The organism is Amycolatopsis sp. NPDC051106 (genome assembly GCF_040682775.1).
Classification (GTDB): Bacteria; Actinomycetota; Actinomycetes; order Mycobacteriales; family Pseudonocardiaceae; genus Amycolatopsis.
The window spans coordinates 92971-109586 of record NZ_JBFBBQ010000026.1 but is presented as its reverse complement, the minus strand read 5'-3'; the positions used below and the strand labels follow the sequence as shown (position 1 = coordinate 109586).

Below are 16616 nucleotides of genomic sequence, written 5' to 3'. Positions count from 1 at the left end.
GGCGACCGCGGTGCTGAGCGCGGGGTGTTCCGTGTGTTCGGGGGTGTCGAGAGACCGAACGCCACATTGGGTGCGTGAGACGCAACCAACGCCACATTGGGGCGCTCGCCCCGCGCTGTGGACAAGTCCGGCCGCCACCCGAAAACGCGCCCGAAACTGTCGGTGGCCGCCGGTAGCGTGGAAGACGGGGGGCGCCCCCGCGAGGCGGGTCAGCCCAGCCGGCGAGCCGGTCCGTTGGCAACGTCAGGTGCCAGGGTCCCGGCGAAGTCGGGGTGGCGCCACCGGCTCGCACGGTCGGCTGCGGCCAAACGTCTTGAATGACTCATTCATGTCGCCGGACGAGGTGAATGAGTCATTCACGACGTCTCGATTTCCAGGAGCCGCGCGAGGCGGGTCAGCCCAGCCGGCGAGCCGTCACGAACCGCGCCCGCCCCGTCAAATCCGCGTGGTCCTCGACCCCGGTCAGCACCCGCCGCGCCCGCACCAAAGCCGGCACCGCCGACCCGTGGGTGTCGTCGTGCTCGATCGCCAGTCCGCCTCCCGGGCGCAGCAACCGCGCCCCCGCCGCGATCGCGTGGCGGATCACCGCCAGGCCGCTCTCCTCCGCGAACACCGCGCGGGGCGGGTCGTGCTCCGCGACCTCCGGGGGCACCGGTGTCCCCTCCGGGACGTACGGCGGGTTGCACAGCACCAGGTCGACCAGGCCGTCGAGCTCGGCGAACATCGTCGGGTCGCCGATGTCGCCCGAATACAGGCGGATCGGGGTGTTGCCCGCGTCCGCGTGGACGTCCGCGTTGTGGCGCGCCCACGCCAGCGCCTGCGGGTCGACGTCGACCGCGTAGACCACCGCGTCCGGCCGGGCGTGGGCCACCGCCAGCGCCAGCGCCCCGGAGCCGGTGCACAGGTCCACCACCACCGGGAACTCGCGCCCCTGCAGGAACTTGACGCCCCACTCGAGCAGCAGCTCGGTCTCCGGCCGCGGCACGAACACCCCCGCGCCGACCGCGACCGTGATCTCCCCCAGCGCCGCCCAGCCGGTCAGGTACTGCAGGGGGATCCGCTTCGCGCGCTGCTGGACGAGCTGGCCGATGGCCTCGATGACCGGCGGGTCGACCAGCGGCACCATCGGCAGCCGGCCGCGTTCGACCCCGAGCACGTGCGCCGCGATCACCTCGGCGTCGAACCGCGGCGAGGCGACGCCGGCGCGTTCGAGAATCCGGGTGGCCTCGATGATGGCCAGGCGCAGCGGCTGCCGGTTCACTCGTCGTCCTTCACCTCGTCAAGCCTGGCACACCAGGCGGAACTCCCCCGTGAGGACACGCGCCGGTCCCACGCCGTCCAGCGTATCGAGGCACCCTCAGCCCTCGGCGGACAAGTACCCGGCCAGCGCGCTCCGCCGCTGCTGCAGCGCCCCGATCCGGTCGTCCATCGCGGTCAGCTCGCGGTGCAGCAGCCCGGCCAGCTCCGGGCACAGGTCGAGGTGCGCCTCCTCCCCGCGGGCGCACTGCAGCGCGGACGCGATGACCTCGGTGGTCAGCCCGGCCCCGAGCAGCCGCCGGATCTGCCGCACCCGGACGACGGCGTCCTCGTCGTAGGCCCGGTAGCCGTTGCCGTCGCGCGCCGCCGTCAGCAGGCCCTGCTCCTCGTAGTAGCGCAGCAGCCGCGTGCTGACTCCTGTGCGTCCCGCGAGCTCGCCGATCCGCATTCCGACCCCCTGGCAGGTTGACCTTCACACCGATGTGAAGACCTAACGTCGCCGGCATGACCGGACATTTCCTGGAAGTCGTGCTCCCGAACGAACAACCGGACCTCGACCCCGCGCGGCCCGCCGAGCTCGCGCGGCGAGCCGAGGACCTCGGTTACCACGCCGCGTGGCTGCCCGACCACCTCATCCCGCCCGGCGCCTTCGGCGACGTCTTCGGCGGCGTCTACGAACCGCTGGTCACGCTGGCCCACATCGCCGCCCGCACGGACCGGATCCGGCTCGGGACGTCGGTGCTGATCGTGCCGCTGCGGGAGCCGTTCGCGCTGGCCAAGCAGGTCGCGACGCTCGATGCGCTCTCCGGGCACCGGTTCGACCTCGGGATCGGCGCCGGCTGGAACGAGCCCGAGTTCGCCGAGGTCGGGGCGGACTTCCGGACGCGCGGCAAGCGGACCGACGCCACCCTCGACCTGCTCGCCGAACTCCTGCGCACCGGCCGCGGCCCCCGCGGCGGGTACTTCGAGCCGCGGCCGGCCGGGCCGGTGCCGATCACCGTCGGCGGCAACTCGGACGTCGCGCTGCGCCGGGCCGCGCGGATCGGTTCGGGTTGGATGAGCGCCGGCCTGTCCCCCGCCGAAGTCGGCGAACGCGCCGAAAAGCTCACCGGCATGACAAACGGCCGCGAAACACGGGTCACCGCCAGAATGGAGTGGAACGGCGGCGATCTCGGGGCCGCCATCGCGCGATTCCGGGCGTATATCCTGGCCGGGGCGGACGCGGTGGCCGTCCACTTCGGCCCGGCCGAGGACTACGGACAGCGGATGACCGTGTTCGCCGAGGGCGTCGCCGATCTCTAGGATGCCCGAGACGCCGACCCCCGGGAGCGCCAGTGCCGACCGAGCCGACCACGCGCCACCGGGTCGCGTTCATCTTCCCGATCTACAACGAGGAAGCGAACATCGACCTGCTGCACCGCACGGTCGACGAGGTCACCGCGCCCCTGGCCGGGCGGTACGACTTCAGCTTCATCTACGTCGACGACGGCAGCCGCGACGCGTCCCTGGAGCGGCTCACCGAGCTGGGCGGGCGCGATCCCCGTGTCACGGTGGTCGAGCTGTCCCGCAACTTCGGCCACCAGATGGCCGTCACCGCGGGACTCGACCTGGTGGACGCCGACGCCACGATCATCATGGACAGCGACCTGCAGGACCCGCCGAGGGTCGCCCTCGAGCTGCTCGAGAAGTGGGAAGAGGGCTACGACGTCGTCTACGCGCAGCGCCGGTCACGTCGCGATTCGCCGTTCAAGCGGTTCACCGCGACCGCCTTCTACTGGTTCCTGCAGAAGATGGCCGCGGTCGAGATCCCGAAGAACACCGGCGACTTCCGGCTGGTCGACCGCAAGGTCGTCGACGAGCTGCGCAAGTACCGCGAGCGCGACCGGTTCCTGCGCGGCCTCGTCAGCTACGTCGGGTTCCGGCAGACGGCGGTGCTGTTCGACCGCGACCAGCGCCACGCCGGCGTCACCGGCTACCCGTTGACGAAGATGCTGCGCTTCGCCGCCGACGGCATCCTCGGGTTCTCGACGACGCCGCTGCGGATGATCACGCGGATGGGCTACCTGATCTCGCTGCTGAGCTTCCTCGGCGTGCTCTACGTCGTCGGCGTGAAGCTGTTCGCGCCGGAAACCGCGGTACCCGGCTGGGCGTTCATCACCATCGCGATGTTCTTCCTCGGCGGCATCCAGATCATCATGCTGGGCGTGCTCGGCAGCTACATCGGCCGCACGTACTCGCAGGTCCAGAACCGGCCGCTGTACACGGTGGCGTCGGTCCGCACCGGCATCCCCGAGACCATCGAGGAAAACCGGAGCGCCGCCCGATGAGGTTCGTCACGGCCACGCAGGTCCGCTTCGGGATCGTCGGAATCGGCAACACGCTCGTCGACGCGCTGGGCTACGCGCTGCTGGCGACGCTGGGCGTGCCGACGTTCGTCGCGAACTTCATCTCGACGACGGCCGGGATGCTGCTGTCGTTCACGTTGAACCGCAATTTCACGTTCCGCGCGAAGGACGGCGACATCCGGAAGCAGGCGCTGCTGTTCTTCGGGGTGACGGCGTTCGGGCTCTGGGTGATCCAGTTCGGCGTGATCACGCTGGTGGGCCGCCTGTTCCCGGGGGTCAACCTGCTGGTGCCGAAGGGCGCGGCGATCGTCGTCGGGCTGTTCTGGAACTACCTGCTCTACCACTACGTGGTGTTCCGGCACCGGCCCGTTTCGCCCGTTCCCGGTGCAGCGCCCGCCGACTCTGCGTGATCTCGTACGCTCTTCCGAGTGCGATCTCGTGAACTGCGCTTCGGCTTGGGCGTCTTCGTCCTCTCCTTGGGCGTCCTGCTGGTCCGGTTCCTCGTGCCGAGGCCGGTCGGGATGGCCGACAACGGTGACGGCTGGCGCCTGCTGTGCGACCTCGGCGGCCGGCACCCGGAGCTCAGTTCCGAGTTCTACGTGCACTTCAGCTACGGGCCGGGTTCGGCCTGCAAGAGCGACTACATCTCGAGCCAGGCGTGGCTCGACTGGTTCGCGAGCAAGCTGGGGAAGGTGCTCGGCTCGTCCGCGGAGCTCAACCTGCTGGTGCTCGGCGCGATCACGTGCGTGCTGGTCGCCGCCGGTGTCGCGGCGACGGTCCTCGGCCTGGAGCTGAGCCGGCGCAACCGCGTCATCGCGGCGGTGCTGCTGCTGCTCGTGATGGCCGATTCGGCGTTCTTCGGTTACTTCGCCTCGGTGCTCAGCGAGGGCGCCGGGTTCGCCGGGATGCTGCTGATGGCCGGCGGCCTGCTGTTGATGAACCGCACGGGCGCGTGGCGCTATTGGGGCGCCGCGCTGACCGTGGTGGGTGCGCTGATCGGCATCAACGCGAAGTCGCAGACGCTGCTGCTGATCCCGCTGTTCGTGGTGGCGCTGGCGCTGATCCGGCCGCTCGGCGCGCGGGGCCGGGCCCGGTGGCTGCTGCCGCTGGGTGTGCTGGTGGTCGTGGGCGCGGGGACGGCGGCGGTGCAGTCCCACGGCGACCCGGCCAACGCCGAGTACCGCGAAGCGAACATGTACCACGTGGTGTTCGACAGCATCGTGGACGGCAAGCACGACACGGACGCCGACCTGGCGGCGCTGGGCCTGCCCCCGAGCGCGAAGAAGTTCATCGGCACCGGCTGGTGGGCGGCGCACCCGTGGACCGACGCGGACTACAACGGCTTCCGCGACAAGATCAGCCGCCGCAACGTGGTCCAGTACTACGCGTCCCACCCGGCGCGCACGGTGCAGATCCTCCAGCAGGGCGCGGTCGACACCCTGACGGCCCGCCCGTCCCGGCTGGGCAGCTTCGCCGAGTCGGCCGGGTTCCCGAAGATGGCCCAGGAGTACCGGGTGCCGGTGTTCTCCGGGCTGTCCGCGCTGGCGGCGCCGCTGGGGCTGTTCGTGCTGGTGCCGTTCTGGCTGCTGATCGGCTGGGCCGGCGTGCGGGCGTTCCGCCGCCGCGCGCGCGAGTACGGCGTCGTGGTGTTCTTCCTGCTGCTGTTCGCGGTGGGCCAGTTCGGGCTGTCCGCGCTGGGCGAAGGCGTCGAGGGCGTGAAGCACCAGCTGCTGACGCTGTTCCCGACGTTCCTGGCGTTCGTGTTCGCGGTGCTGAGCTTCTTCCCGCGGTCGGCTCGGCCGGTGGCGGAAGCCGCGCCCGAAGAGGAGCCGGTGACCGAGGTCTTCGAGGCCTTCCGCGAGCCGGAGAAGCCCGCCCTCCGCTGACGGCGCCGTGTCGACCCCGCGAGCACGCGGGTCGGCACGGCGTGCGGGCCGTGGCGGTCACGCCGCGCGGGGCCTCGTCCACAGCCAGGCGACCGCCAGGACGCCGGCCAGGCAGGGTGCCATCCCGGCCCAGCCCAGCGCCGGCGGTAAGCCGGTGTCGCCGGACGTGTCCCGGATCAGCAGCCCCGCCAAGCCCACGCCGGCGCCGAGCACGAGCCCCACGGTCGCGGCCGCGCGGGCCCACCGCTTGCCCGCCTTGACCGCCAGGATCGTCGCGAGCCAGGCGAGTACGCCCAGAGCGCCGATGACGGACAGCAGGGCCTGATAGGTGGCGACGGCCGAGCCGATCTGCGCCGGGGTGTAAGCGGGATAGCCGGCGCGGAGGTGATCTGCCAGCAGCGAGGTAGCGGTCAACGGGAAGATCGCCGCGAGGACGGTCAGGACGAGCCCGGCCCCCAGCACTGCAGGCACGCGGTTCGTGGCGATCATCCGTACATCGCCACCTGCTGGAACGCCGCGAGCGCGCGGTCGATGGGGTGCGGCTGCGGCACGCCCGAGTCGAGGCGGTTCCACCTCTGCAGGTTCATGGCGACGGCCAGCTGACGTTCGCCGTCGGCCCGGATCGCGGCGAGTGCCCCGCCGCCCCAGACCGTGCCGCCGTGGCCCCAGAACGTGGCCTGGCCGGGCGCCTCCATCGGGTGCAGGCCGAGGCCGTAGTCGATCAGCTTCCCCTCCTGGGAGATCACCGGGACGGTGCGCCGCATCTGCTCGAGCGACGTCCGGCCGACGATCTCGCCCGCGTGCAGCAGGCGGAAGAACCGGTTGAGGTCCGCGACGGTCGAAACCAGCGCCGCCGCCGGCCCGACCCACGACATGTCGAAGACGCTGTAGTCGCGCGGCGGGTCGATCATGCCGAACCACGCCTCGTAGAGCCGCGAGTGCGGCCCCTCGACGTCCGTGCCCTCGGGGAACCCGGTGTCCCGGAGGCCGGCGCGCTCGATGACGTCCTGGGTGATGTGCTTCTCGGCCGCGGTGCCGGTCACGTGCTCCAGGAGCTGGCCCAGGAGCAGGTAGCCGGTGTTCGAGTACACCCCCGGCGCGCCGCCCGGGGTGCCGACGGCGGGCGCGGCGACCCCCATCCCGATCAGGTCGACGGGGTCGAACCGCGTGAGCCGGTGGTCGTCGAAGCTCTGGGGCCCGGTCTTCGCGAGGTCGGGGAACGCGCTGAGCGAGGGGTAGGCGTACGGCAGGTATTCGGCGAGCCCGCTCGTGTGGTCGAGCAGCATCCGGACGGTGATCGCGGCACCGCGCTCGCCGGGGACCAGCCGCGGCAGGTAGTGGCCGATCGGGGTGTCGAGCCCGATCTCGCCGTTCTCGACCTGCCGCAGCACCGCGGCGGCGGTGAACGTCTTCGTGATGCTGCCGACGCGGTGCCGCAGGTCCGCAGTGACCGGCCGGCCGGTGCCGACGTCGGCGACCCCGGCGGCGCCGCGCCAGACCTGCTCGCCGGCCCGTACCTCGGCGAACAGGCCCGGCATCCCGGCGCGGTGGACGTTCTCGAGGGCCGCGTCCAGTCCCGCGGTGTCCAGTGAGTGCTGCACGACAGTGTCCTTCCTCCATGGGAGCGAACTCCCCCCAGCCATCTGTCCTCATTATGCACGCAGTGCGTGCAACAGCAAGTGCATAAGCTAGACTGGCTCGGACGAGAGGGGCGAGATGACCGGCCGAAGGCGTTGGGCGACCGAAGAAATCCTGGACACGGCGGCGGAGCTCCTGCGCACCGGTGACGCGGAGTCGTTCAGCGTGCGCAAGCTCGCGGCGGCGCTCGGCACCGATTCGTCCAGCCTGTACCGGCACTTCCGGAACAAGACCGAACTGCTGCGCGCGGTCGCCGACCGGATCCTCGTGTCGGCCATGGACGGCTACCACCCCGAGGGCGACTGGAAGCAGCGCCTCACCGCCACGGCGCTGCGCTTGCGGGAGGCCTTCGGCCGGCATCCGCAGATCGCCGCGATCTGGGGCCGCTACGCGTCAGGCGGCGCCGGGTCCCGGCTCGTCATGGAAGAGGTGCTGCAGGCCCTGCGCACGTCCGGGCTGCCCGACGAAGAAATTCCGGCGCGCTACCACCGGCTGGCGATCCTCATCGCCGCACTGATCGCGTCCGAGGCCGGGGTCAGCACCGTCACCCCCACCGAGCACGAACAAGGCATGGAACAGTTCCGCGTCGCGGTGCTGGGCGCCGACCCCGAGCGCTTCCCGGCTTTGTCCCACTTCGCCCGCGAAGTGCGCCCCCTCGGCGCAGACCGCCGGGCGGCGTTCGAGGAGCTCCTCGCCGCCCAGCTCGCGCAGATCGAAGCCGGGATCCCGCGCTAGTCAGCCGGCGGAAGTGGCCAGCCGCTCTTCGCGGTCGGCCGTCGCCAACGCGTCCAAGACACCGTCGAGTTCGCCGTCCAGGACCTGGTCCAGGTTGTACGCCTTGTAGTTCACCCGGTGGTCCGAGATGCGGTTCTCCGGGAAGTTGTACGTGCGGATCCGCTCCGACCGGTCGACCGTGCGGATCTGCGACTTGCGGGCGTCGGACGCCTTCGCCGCCGCCTCCTCCTCCGCGACCGCCTGAAGCCGGGCCTGCAGCACCTGGAGGGCCCGCGCGCGGTTCTGGATCTGCGACTTCTCGTTCTGGCACGACACGACGATGCCCGTCGGCAGGTGCGTGATCCGGACCGCCGAGTCGGTCGTGTTGACGCTCTGGCCGCCCGGGCCCGACGACCGGAACACGTCGATGCGCAGGTCGTTCGGGTCGATCTCGACCTCGACCTCCTCCGGCTCCGGGTAGATCAGCACCCCGGACGCCGACGTGTGGATCCGGCCCTGCGACTCGGTCGCCGGCACGCGCTGCACGCGGTGCACGCCGCCCTCGAACTTCAGGCGGGACCAGACGCCGTCGACGACGGGCGACTTCGTCTTGATCGAGAGCGTGACGTCCTTGAAGCCGCCCAGGTCGGAGTCCACCGAGTCGAGGACCTCGGCCTTCCAGCCGTGCCGCTCGGCGTAGCGCAGGTACATCCGCAGCAGGTCGCCGGCGAACAAGGCCGACTCCTCGCCACCTTCGCCGGACTTGATTTCCATCACGACGTCGGAGCCGTCGTACGGGTCGCGCGGCAGCAGCAGCTCGGTGAGCTTCGACTCCAGCTCGGGGATCCGCGCGGCCAGTACCTCGGCCTCCGCGGCGAACTCCGCGTCCTCCGAAGCCATCTCCTTCGCGGCCGAGAGGTCGTCGCGGACGGAGTCGAGCTCCTGGACGGCACGCACCACCGGGGTCAGCTCGGCGTAGCGGCGGCCGAGCTTGCGGGCGCGCGCCTGGTCGGCGTGCACCGCCGGGTCCGCGAGCTGGCTCTCCAGCTCCGCGTGTTCGGCGAGCAGCCCCTTGAGCGAGCTCGAATCCACCTGTGCCACCTCTCAGCCCGGGTCAAGACAAGAAACGGCGCCCACCCGCGCGTGCGGGTGGGCGCCGTGAAAAAAGCTACTTGGCGTCGGCGTCCTTCTTCTGACGCTTGCCGTAGCGAGCCTCGAAGCGCGCGACCCGGCCACCGGTGTCCATGATCTTCTGCTTGCCCGTGTAGAACGGGTGGCAGTTCGAGCAGATCTCGACGTGGATGTCGCCACTGGTCTTGGTGCTGCGCGTGGTGAAGCTGTTTCCGCAGTCGCAGTTCACGTTCGTGACCACGTACTCGGGATGAATACCGCTCTTCATGGTGTCCTCTCTCGTTGGCTCCGGGTCCCCAGTCGTTCTCGCGGGGTGAACCGGCGCCGGACTTCAGCGGGTAATTCTGCCAGACAGGCTGACGATCAGTGGAACGCACCCCGCTGACCTGGTATTCCGAACGTGCCGGAGGCCTCCCCGCGGCCTAGCGGGGAGGCCTCCGTCGAGCACGCTCAGTCGTCTTCGCCGCCGCCGAGGGCGGTCTTCGAGACCTGCATGAGGAACTCGGTGTTCGTCTTCGTCTTGCGCAGCCGCGAGATCAGCAGGTCGATGGCCTGCTGCGAGTCGAGCGCGTGCAGCACCCGGCTCAGCTTCACGGTGACGGCCAGCTCGTCCGGGTTGAGCAGCAGCTCGTCCTTGCGAGTACCGGACGGGTTGACGTCGACGGCCGGGAACACGCGGCGCTCGGCGATCTTGCGGTCGAGCTTGAGCTCCGCGTTACCGGTGCCCTTGAACTCTTCGAAGATGACCGTGTCCATCGTCGACCCGGTCTCCACCATCGCCGTGGCGAAGATGGTCAGCGAGCCGCCGTTCTCGATGTTGCGCGCCGCGCCGAGGAACCGCTTCGGCGGGTAGAGCGCGGTCGAGTCGACACCACCGGACAGGATCCGGCCGGATGCCGGGGCCGCCAGGTTGTACGCGCGGCCGAGCCGGGTGATCGAGTCGAGCAGCACGACGACGTCGTGGCCCATCTCGACCAGGCGCTTGGCCCGCTCGATCGACAGCTCCGCGACCGAGGTGTGGTCCGCCGGCGGCCGGTCGAAGGTCGAGGCGATGACCTCACCCTTCACCGAGCGCTGCATGTCCGTGACCTCTTCCGGACGCTCGTCCACGAGGACGACCATCAGGTGGCACTCGGGGTTGTTCGTCGAGATCGCGTTCGCGATGTCCTGCATGATCGTGGTCTTACCGGCCTTCGGCGGCGACACGATCAGAGCGCGCTGCCCCTTGCCGACCGGCATGATCAGGTCGATCACGCGGGTCGTGAGCTTGTGCGACTCGGTCTCGAGGCGCAGCCGCTCGTTCGGGTACAGCGGGGTCAGCTTGGTGAAGTCGGGACGCCGCTTGGCCTCGTCCGGCTCCAGCCCGTTGATCGAGTCGACGCGCACCAGCGGGTTGAACTTCTGCCGCTGCTGCTCGCCTTCCCGCGGCTGGCGCACGCTGCCGGTGATGGCGTCACCGCGGCGCAGGCCGTACTTGCGGACCAACGACAGCGAGACGTACACGTCGTTCGGGCCGGCGAGGTAGCCGGAGGTCCGCACGAACGCGTAGTTGTCCAGCACGTCCAGGATGCCCGCGACGGGCAGCAGGACGTCGTCCTCGCGGATCTCGGTGTCCGGCGAACCGGCCTCACGCTGGCCGCCGCCACTGCCCCGGCGACGACGGTCGCGGAAGCGACGGCCGCGACGGCCGCCTTCCTCGTCGTCGTCGAGCTGCTGGGACCGGTTGTCCTGGCCGCCGCGGTTGCCGCCGTCCTGCTGGTTGCGCTGGCGGTTGCCGTCCTGGCGGTTGTCATTGCGGCTGTCGTTGCGGCCGCCGCCCTGGCGCTGCTGGTCGCGGTTGTTCCCGCCACCACCCTGGCCCTGCTGACGGTCGCCCTGCTGACGGTCACCCTGCTGCCGGTCACCCTGCTGGCGGTCGCCGCCGCTCTGGCGGTCACCGCCGCCCTGGCTGTCGGGCGACCCGGCGGCCCGGTTCGAGCCGCGACGACGACGGCCGCGGCCGCCCTCCTCGGGCTGGCCGTCCTGGCTCTGCTGGCCGTCCTGCTTGTCCTGCTGCGGGCGCTCGGCCTGCGGCGGGGCGTCCACAGCCGGAGCGCTCGCCACCGGGGCCTCGGCCTTCGGCTCCGGCTTGGTCTCGGCCGGCGCCGACGGCGCCTGGGCCTTGGGCTCCCGCTTCGGGGCCTTGACCGGCTCGCCGACGCCCTCCAGCGGCAGGGTCTCGTTGGCCGCACGCTTGCGAGACTTGCCCTGACGCTCACGGATCGCGGCGATCAGATCGCCCTTGCGCATGCCCGTCGTCTCACCGACGCCGAGCTCCCCAGCCAGCGAACGCAGTTCCGCCACGGTCTTCCCGGTCAACCCGCCGACCGTCTTCTTGGGAGCGGGGGTGGTGCCGTTCGACTCCGCGGCGCTGCTACCCACGTCGCTCAAAAGATCGGTGTTGCTCACACATGTCCTTCCTGACCGATCCACGCCTCCAGGCGGATCAGCGGACTGCCGCTCGCTTCTGATCGCGAACCGGCGTATCTGCCCCCCGATACGGGAGATGAGCTCTTCGGCCGTGCGAAACACAGCTGGAGCGCCTCCACCACAGGGGTTTGCGTCCTCCATTCGGAGGACACGGAATTCGGCACCGCCGAAACCGGAAACCCGCCTGCGTTCCTCCGCGTTACCCCGCTTGCCAGGCGGTGCGGATTCGGCGGATCAACGAAGGATGCGATCCGGGGACCGGCATCGGGTGCGGAAACGCACGGTGATCGAACGCCCCCGAGGGTAGACCGCGCCGGTGCCGGGTGCAACAACCACCCCCCGCGTGGCGGGCGGGGTGGCGGCCACGTGACCCAGCCTTTACTGAGCCGCAACCTGCACACCCGCGAGATCAACGGGCAGCTCGAAGACGTCGAAGCCTTCAACGTCGACCCCGGGCGGCAGTATTCCCGCCGTGGTCAGCGCGAGCACCGTGGGGCCCGCGCCGGAGATGGCGGCCGCGACCCCGCGTGCACGCAGAGTCGTCACCAATTCGCCGCTCGCCGGGTACGCGGGGGCCCGGTAGTGCTGGTGCAGGCGGTCTTCGGTGGCCGCGAGGAGCAGCTCCGGTTTCGCCGTCAGGGCGCGCACGGCGAGCGCGGCGCGGCCGGCGTTGTGCGCGGCGTCGGCGTGCGGCACGGTGGCCGGCAGCAGGCCGCGCGTGGTCGCGGTGGCCGAGCGCACCGACGGCACCGCCACGACCGGCCGGATCGCCGCGTGCGGCTCGAGGCGCTCGGCGTGGAACTCCGCGCCTTCGCACCAGGCCAGGACGAGGCCGCCGAACAGGCTCGCCGCGGCGTTGTCGGCGTGGCCTTCGAAGCCGGCCGCCAGCTGCAGCGCGCCGAACTCGTCGAGGTCCCGGCCCGCCAGGGCGTACCCGGCGGCGACGCCGGAGACCACCGCGGCCGCCGACGAGCCGAGCCCGCGCGCGTGCGGGATCGCGTTGTAGCAGCGCAGGTGCAGGCCCGGCGGCTCGACGCCGAGGTGCGCGCAGGTCCGCCGGATGGCCCGCACGACGAGGTGGGTTTCGTCGGTGGGGACGTCCTCGACCCCGCCCGCGCCCGCGTCGATGACCTCGACCTTGAGCCCGGCGTCGGTGACCCGCACCTCGACGACGTCGTGCAGGCCCAGCGCCATGCCGAAGGCGTCGAAGCCGGGCCCGAGGTTCGCCGTCGACGCCGGGACGGTGACCTTGAACCCGGTCACCGGAGCGCCCCAATGTGGCGTTGGTTGCGTGGGACGCACCCAATGTGGCGTTGGGTGCGTGAGACGCACCGAACGCCACATTGGGGCGCTGGCGAGCCGGCGCTCACCGCAGGTCCAGCGCCGCCGCGACCGCCGAGGGGTCCACCGCGAGGGGTTCGACCTCGACGTTGCCCGCCAGGGCCGTCTGCGGGTCCTTCAGGCCGTGGCCGGTGACGGTGCAGACCACGCGCGACCCGCGGGGCAGCCGTCCGTCGGCGGCCGTGGCGAGCAGGCCGGCCACGCTGGTGGCCGACGCCGGCTCGACGAACACGCCCTCGCGCCCGGCCAGCAGCCGGTACGCCTCGAGGATCTTCTCGTCCGTCACGGCTTCGAAGAGCCCGTCGGACGCGTCCTTCGCCTTCACCGCGGCCGTCCACGACGCCGGGCTGCCGATCCGGATCGCGGTGGCGATCGTGTCCGGGTCGCGCACCGGCTCGCCGTGCACCAGCGGCGCCGCGCCGGCCGCCTGGAAGCCGAACATCCGCGGGGTGTTCTTCACCACATCGTCGGCCGCGTACTCCGAATACCCCGCCCAGTAGGCGGTGATGTTCCCCGCGTTGCCGACCGGCAGGCAGTGGATGTCCGGCGCCGCGCCGAGCGCGTCGCAGATTTCGAACGCCGCGGTCTTCTGGCCGGCGATGCGCACCGGGTTGACCGAGTTGACCAGGGTGACCAGGTAGTCGGCCGCGGTCTTGCGGGCCAGCTCGAGGCAGTCGTCGAAGTTGCCGTCCACCTGCAGGATCCGCGCGCCGTGCAGGACGGCCTGGGCGAGCTTGCCCATCGCGATCTTGCCCTGGGGCACCAGCACGGCGCAGGTGAGCCCGGCGCGGGCGGCGTAGGCCGCGGCCGAGGCGGACGTGTTGCCGGTCGACGCGCAGATCACCGCCTTGAGGCCGCTCGCGAGCGCGTGCGTGATCGCCACGGTCATCCCGCGGTCCTTGAACGAGCCCGTCGGGTTGGCGCCCTCGACCTTGAGGTACACCTCGCAGCCGGTCAGCTCGGACAGGTGCCGCGCGGGCAGCAGCGGTGTGTTGCCTTCCCCGAGCGTGACGACCTGCGCCCCGTCCGGGACCGGGACGCGGTCCCGGTACGCCTCGATGATTCCCGGCCAGGGCTGGCTTGTCACTGGTCTTCGCCTTCCACCCGCATGACGCTGACGACTTCGTGGACGACGTCGAGCTTCGCGATCTCGTCCACAGTGGACTGCAGGGCCGCGTCCGGGGCCTGGTGGGTCACCACGACCAGGCTCGCGCGGTCGCCGACGTCGCTCTGCCGCACGGCCGCGATGCTCACGCCGTGCCCGGCGAACGCCTGCGCCACCTGGGCGAGCACACCGGCGCGGTCGGCCACGGAAAGGCTTACGTGGTAACGGGTCGGGGTCTGGCCCATCGGCCGCACCGGCAGCGCCGCGTGCGCGGACTCGCGCGGGCCGCGGCCGCCGGCCACCAGGTTGCGGGCCACCGCGACGAGGTCGCCGAGCACCGCGCTCGCGGTCGGCGCGCCGCCCGCGCCCTGGCCGTAGAACATCAGCTCGCCGGCGGCGTCGGCCTCGACGTAGACGGCGTTGAACGCCCCGCCCACGCCGGCCAGCTGGTGGCTGCGCGGGATCATCACCGGGTGCACGCGGGCGGAGACCGACTCGACACCGTCGTCGTCGGCCACGCGTTCGCAGATCGCCAGGAGCTTGACCGTGCGGCCGAGCATCCGGGCCGCGCCGAGGTCGGCGGCGGTGACGTCGGCGATGCCCTCGCGGTGCACGTCCGAAGCCGTCACGCGCGTGTGGAAGGCCAGCGACGCGAGGATCGCGGCCTTCGACGCGGCGTCGTAGCCGTCGACGTCGGCGGTCGGGTCGGCTTCGGCGTACCCGAGGCGGCTGGCCTCGTCGAGCGTCTCCGCGTAGCCGGCGCCGGTCGAGTCCATCGCGGACAGGATGTAGTTCGTGGTCCCGTTGACGATGCCCATCACGCGGGTGATCCGGTCGCCCGCGAGGGATTCGCGCAGCGGGCGCAGCAACGGGATGGCCCCGGCGACCGCGGCCTCGAAGTAGAGGTCGGCGCCCGCGGCGTCGGCCGCCTCGAACAGGTCGGCGGAGTGTTCGGCGAGCAGGGCCTTGTTCGCCGTGACGACGGACTTCCCGGCCTTCAGCGCGGCCAGCAGCCAGCCGCGCACCGGCTCGATGCCGCCGACCAGCTCGACCACGACGTCGACGTCGTCGCGGGTCACGAGCTTTTCGGCGTCGGCGGTCAGCAGCTCCGGCGGCAGCTCGGGGTGCTTGTCCGGGCGGCGGACGGCGATGCCGGCCAGCTCGACCGCCACTCCCGCCCGGGCGGCCAGCTCGTCGGCCTGCTCGGAGAGCAGCCGGGCGACCTCGCCGCCGACGGTCCCGCAGCCGAGCAGGGCGACCTTGACGGCTCGCCGTTCCTCTGGGGCAGCCACAGTATTCAGACCTCCAGGCGAAGCATGTCGTCGGTCGTCTCGCGCCGCAGCAGCAGCCGGGAGCCGCCGTTGCGCACGGCGACCACGGCCGGGCGCGGCTGCCGGTTGTACGTGCTCGCCATCGAGTAGCAGTAGGCACCGGTCGCCGCGACCGCCAGCAGGTCGCCGGGAGCCAGCGTGTCGGGCAACCAGCAGTCTCGTACGACGATGTCGCCGGACTCACAGTGTTTTCCCACGACCCGGGACAGCACGGCCTGCACCGGCTGGTCGTTGTCGCCCGCGGAGCGGGAAACCACCCGGACGTCGTACACCGCGTCGTAGAGCGCGGTCCGGATGTTGTCGCTCATCCCGCCGTCGACGCTGACGTACCGGCGCGACAGGTCGTCGCCGAGCGAGACGTCCTTGATGGTGCCGACCTCGTACAGCGTGACCGTGCCGGGACCGGCGATGGCGCGGCCGGGCTCCCCGGCGATGCGCGGCACCGGCAGGCCCGCGTACGCGCACTCCTTGCGGACGATCTCGCGGATCTGCGTGATCATCTGCGCCGGGGGCGGCGGGTTGTCCTTTTCGGTGTAGGCGATGCCGAAGCCGCCGCCGAGGTCGACCAGGCTCAGCTGGTCGAGCAGCTCGGGGCCGTGCTCCTTGGCGAGGTCGGCGAGCAGCCCGACGACGCGGCGGGCGGCGACCTCGAAGCCGTCGGCGTCGAAGATCTGCGAGCCGATGTGGCTGTGCAGGCCGACGAGCTTGAGCGAGCGCGCGTTGAGGACCCGGCGCACCGCCTCGGCCGCGTCGCCGGAAGCCAGCGAGAACCCGAACTTCTGGTCCTCGTGGGCGGTCGCGATGAACTCGTGGGTGTGCGCCTCGACGCCGACGGTGACCCGGATGAGCACCGCCTGCACGACGTCGTGACGCGCCGCGATGTCGGCCAGCCGGGCGATCTCGAAGTACGAGTCGAGCACGATCGTGCCGACCCCGGCGACGATCGCCGCTTCGAGCTCCGCGGGTGACTTGTTGTTGCCGTGGAAGGTGATCCGCTCGGCCGGGAAGTTCGCGCGCTGCGCCACGGCGAGCTCGCCGCCGCTGCAGACGTCGAGGCTCAGCCCCTGCTCGGCCACCCAGCGGGCGATCTCGATGGAGAGGAACGCCTTCGACGCGTAGTGCACGAGCGACGGGTCGTCGAACGCCTCGGCGTAGTCCGCGCAGCGGGACTTGAAGTCGGCCTCGTCGACCACGAACAGGGGCGTGCCGTGCTTCTCGGCGAGCTCGCGGACGTCGACCCCGGCGATCCGCACGACGCCGTCGGCGGCGCGGAAGGTGTTGCGGGGCCAGACCTTCGCGGGGAGGTTGTCGAGTTCCTCGACCCCGGACGGCTGGAGCCCGGAGGTGTCGGCGTGGGGGTAGACGTCGGCGTGCCTGGGGCCCGCGGGGTGAGCCATTT

At 71.4% G+C, this 16616-nt stretch carries 16 protein-coding genes; 5 read left to right on the top strand and 11 right to left on the bottom strand.

Translation table 11 applies throughout. The features are described from left to right. Positions 1-394: 394 nt before the first annotated feature. Together prmC and AB0M83_RS21215 are read right to left on the bottom strand one after the other, a co-directional pair. Positions 395-1261 (bottom strand): peptide chain release factor N(5)-glutamine methyltransferase, encoded by an 867-nt coding sequence (gene prmC / locus AB0M83_RS21220; RefSeq protein ID WP_286002373.1) that lies wholly within the window; start codon positions 1259-1261, stop codon positions 395-397. 96 nt (positions 1262-1357) lie between these two features. Next, on the bottom strand, positions 1358-1705 hold the full coding sequence (locus AB0M83_RS21215; protein WP_364519452.1) for a MerR family transcriptional regulator: 348 nt from the start codon (positions 1703-1705) through the stop codon (positions 1358-1360). A 56-nt stretch (positions 1706-1761) separates the two neighbouring features. Between AB0M83_RS21215 and AB0M83_RS21210 the strand changes: the two genes are divergently transcribed. From AB0M83_RS21210 to AB0M83_RS21195, 4 genes are read left to right on the top strand one after another with little or no spacing between them, the layout of a single operon-like run. Then, the gene (locus tag AB0M83_RS21210) at positions 1762-2559 is read left to right on the top strand and encodes a TIGR03619 family F420-dependent LLM class oxidoreductase (RefSeq protein ID WP_364519450.1); all 798 of its coding nucleotides are present in this window, start codon (positions 1762-1764) and stop codon (positions 2557-2559) included. Between the two features lie 32 nt (positions 2560-2591). Next, positions 2592-3584 (top strand): glycosyltransferase, encoded by a 993-nt coding sequence (locus tag AB0M83_RS21205; protein ID WP_364519448.1) that lies wholly within the window; start codon positions 2592-2594, stop codon positions 3582-3584. Further along, a complete protein-coding gene (locus AB0M83_RS21200; protein WP_364519446.1) occupies positions 3581-4012 on the top strand; it encodes a GtrA family protein in 432 nt (143 codons plus the stop codon). The genes AB0M83_RS21205 and AB0M83_RS21200 overlap by 4 nt, the downstream gene beginning before the upstream one ends. Before the next feature lie 18 nt (positions 4013-4030). Further along, complete coding sequence (locus tag AB0M83_RS21195; RefSeq protein ID WP_364519444.1) at positions 4031-5488, top strand: hypothetical protein; 1458 nt, start codon at positions 4031-4033, stop codon at positions 5486-5488. A 57-nt stretch (positions 5489-5545) separates the two neighbouring features. Here AB0M83_RS21195 and AB0M83_RS21190 read toward each other — a convergent pair whose 3' ends face one another. Together AB0M83_RS21190 and AB0M83_RS21185 are read right to left on the bottom strand one after the other, a co-directional pair. Next, complete coding sequence (locus AB0M83_RS21190) at positions 5546-5977, bottom strand: hypothetical protein (RefSeq protein ID WP_364519442.1); 432 nt, start codon at positions 5975-5977, stop codon at positions 5546-5548. Further along, the gene (locus AB0M83_RS21185; RefSeq protein ID WP_364519440.1) at positions 5974-7089 is read right to left on the bottom strand and encodes a serine hydrolase domain-containing protein; all 1116 of its coding nucleotides are present in this window, start codon (positions 7087-7089) and stop codon (positions 5974-5976) included. The genes AB0M83_RS21190 and AB0M83_RS21185 overlap by 4 nt, the downstream gene beginning before the upstream one ends. 115 nt (positions 7090-7204) lie before the next feature. On the opposite strand from AB0M83_RS21185, the gene AB0M83_RS21180 reads away from it, so the two are divergent. Next, a complete protein-coding gene (locus AB0M83_RS21180) occupies positions 7205-7861 on the top strand; it encodes a TetR/AcrR family transcriptional regulator (protein WP_364519439.1) in 657 nt (218 codons plus the stop codon). Here the strand turns inward: AB0M83_RS21180 and prfA are convergent, their stop codons facing one another. From prfA to lysA, 7 genes are all read right to left on the bottom strand, one after another. Then, positions 7862-8932, bottom strand: a complete 1071-nt coding sequence (gene prfA / locus AB0M83_RS21175) for a peptide chain release factor 1 (RefSeq protein WP_364519437.1) — start codon at positions 8930-8932, stop codon at positions 7862-7864. It lies immediately after the preceding gene. A 76-nt stretch (positions 8933-9008) separates the two neighbouring features. Then, positions 9009-9239 (bottom strand): 50S ribosomal protein L31, encoded by a 231-nt coding sequence (gene rpmE / locus AB0M83_RS21170; RefSeq protein WP_284744227.1) that lies wholly within the window; start codon positions 9237-9239, stop codon positions 9009-9011. Between the two features lie 182 nt (positions 9240-9421). Next, positions 9422-11419 (bottom strand): transcription termination factor Rho, encoded by a 1998-nt coding sequence (gene rho / locus AB0M83_RS21165; RefSeq protein ID WP_364519435.1) that lies wholly within the window; start codon positions 11417-11419, stop codon positions 9422-9424. Between the two features lie 399 nt (positions 11420-11818). Continuing rightward, entirely contained in the window at positions 11819-12703 is an 885-nt protein-coding gene (gene thrB / locus AB0M83_RS21160) for a homoserine kinase (protein WP_364519433.1), read from the bottom strand. 103 nt (positions 12704-12806) lie between these two features. Further along, positions 12807-13868, bottom strand: a complete 1062-nt coding sequence (gene thrC / locus AB0M83_RS21155; protein ID WP_364519431.1) for a threonine synthase — start codon at positions 13866-13868, stop codon at positions 12807-12809. After that, positions 13865-15187, bottom strand: a complete 1323-nt coding sequence (locus AB0M83_RS21150; protein ID WP_364519462.1) for a homoserine dehydrogenase — start codon at positions 15185-15187, stop codon at positions 13865-13867. Before AB0M83_RS21150 ends, thrC begins: the two co-directional genes overlap by 4 nt. Then, a complete protein-coding gene (gene lysA, locus AB0M83_RS21145) occupies positions 15184-16614 on the bottom strand; it encodes a diaminopimelate decarboxylase (protein ID WP_364519429.1) in 1431 nt (476 codons plus the stop codon). Before lysA ends, AB0M83_RS21150 begins: the two co-directional genes overlap by 4 nt. Positions 16615-16616: the final 2 nt, after the last annotated feature.

Coding starts and splice junctions, on each gene's coding strand:
- AB0M83_RS21200 (WP_364519446.1), top strand. CDS start 3,581: ATGAGGTTCGTCACGGCCACGCAGGTCCGCTTCGGGATCGTCGGAATC.
- AB0M83_RS21210 (WP_364519450.1), top strand. CDS start 1,762: ATGACCGGACATTTCCTGGAAGTCGTGCTCCCGAACGAACAACCGGAC.
- AB0M83_RS21190 (WP_364519442.1), bottom strand. CDS start 5,977: ATGATCGCCACGAACCGCGTGCCTGCAGTGCTGGGGGCCGGGCTCGTC.
- AB0M83_RS21215 (WP_364519452.1), bottom strand. CDS start 1,705: ATGCGGATCGGCGAGCTCGCGGGACGCACAGGAGTCAGCACGCGGCTG.
- lysA (WP_364519429.1), bottom strand. CDS start 16,614: ATGGCTCACCCCGCGGGCCCCAGGCACGCCGACGTCTACCCCCACGCC.
- AB0M83_RS21180 (WP_364519439.1), top strand. CDS start 7,205: ATGACCGGCCGAAGGCGTTGGGCGACCGAAGAAATCCTGGACACGGCG.
- rpmE (WP_284744227.1), bottom strand. CDS start 9,239: ATGAAGAGCGGTATTCATCCCGAGTACGTGGTCACGAACGTGAACTGC.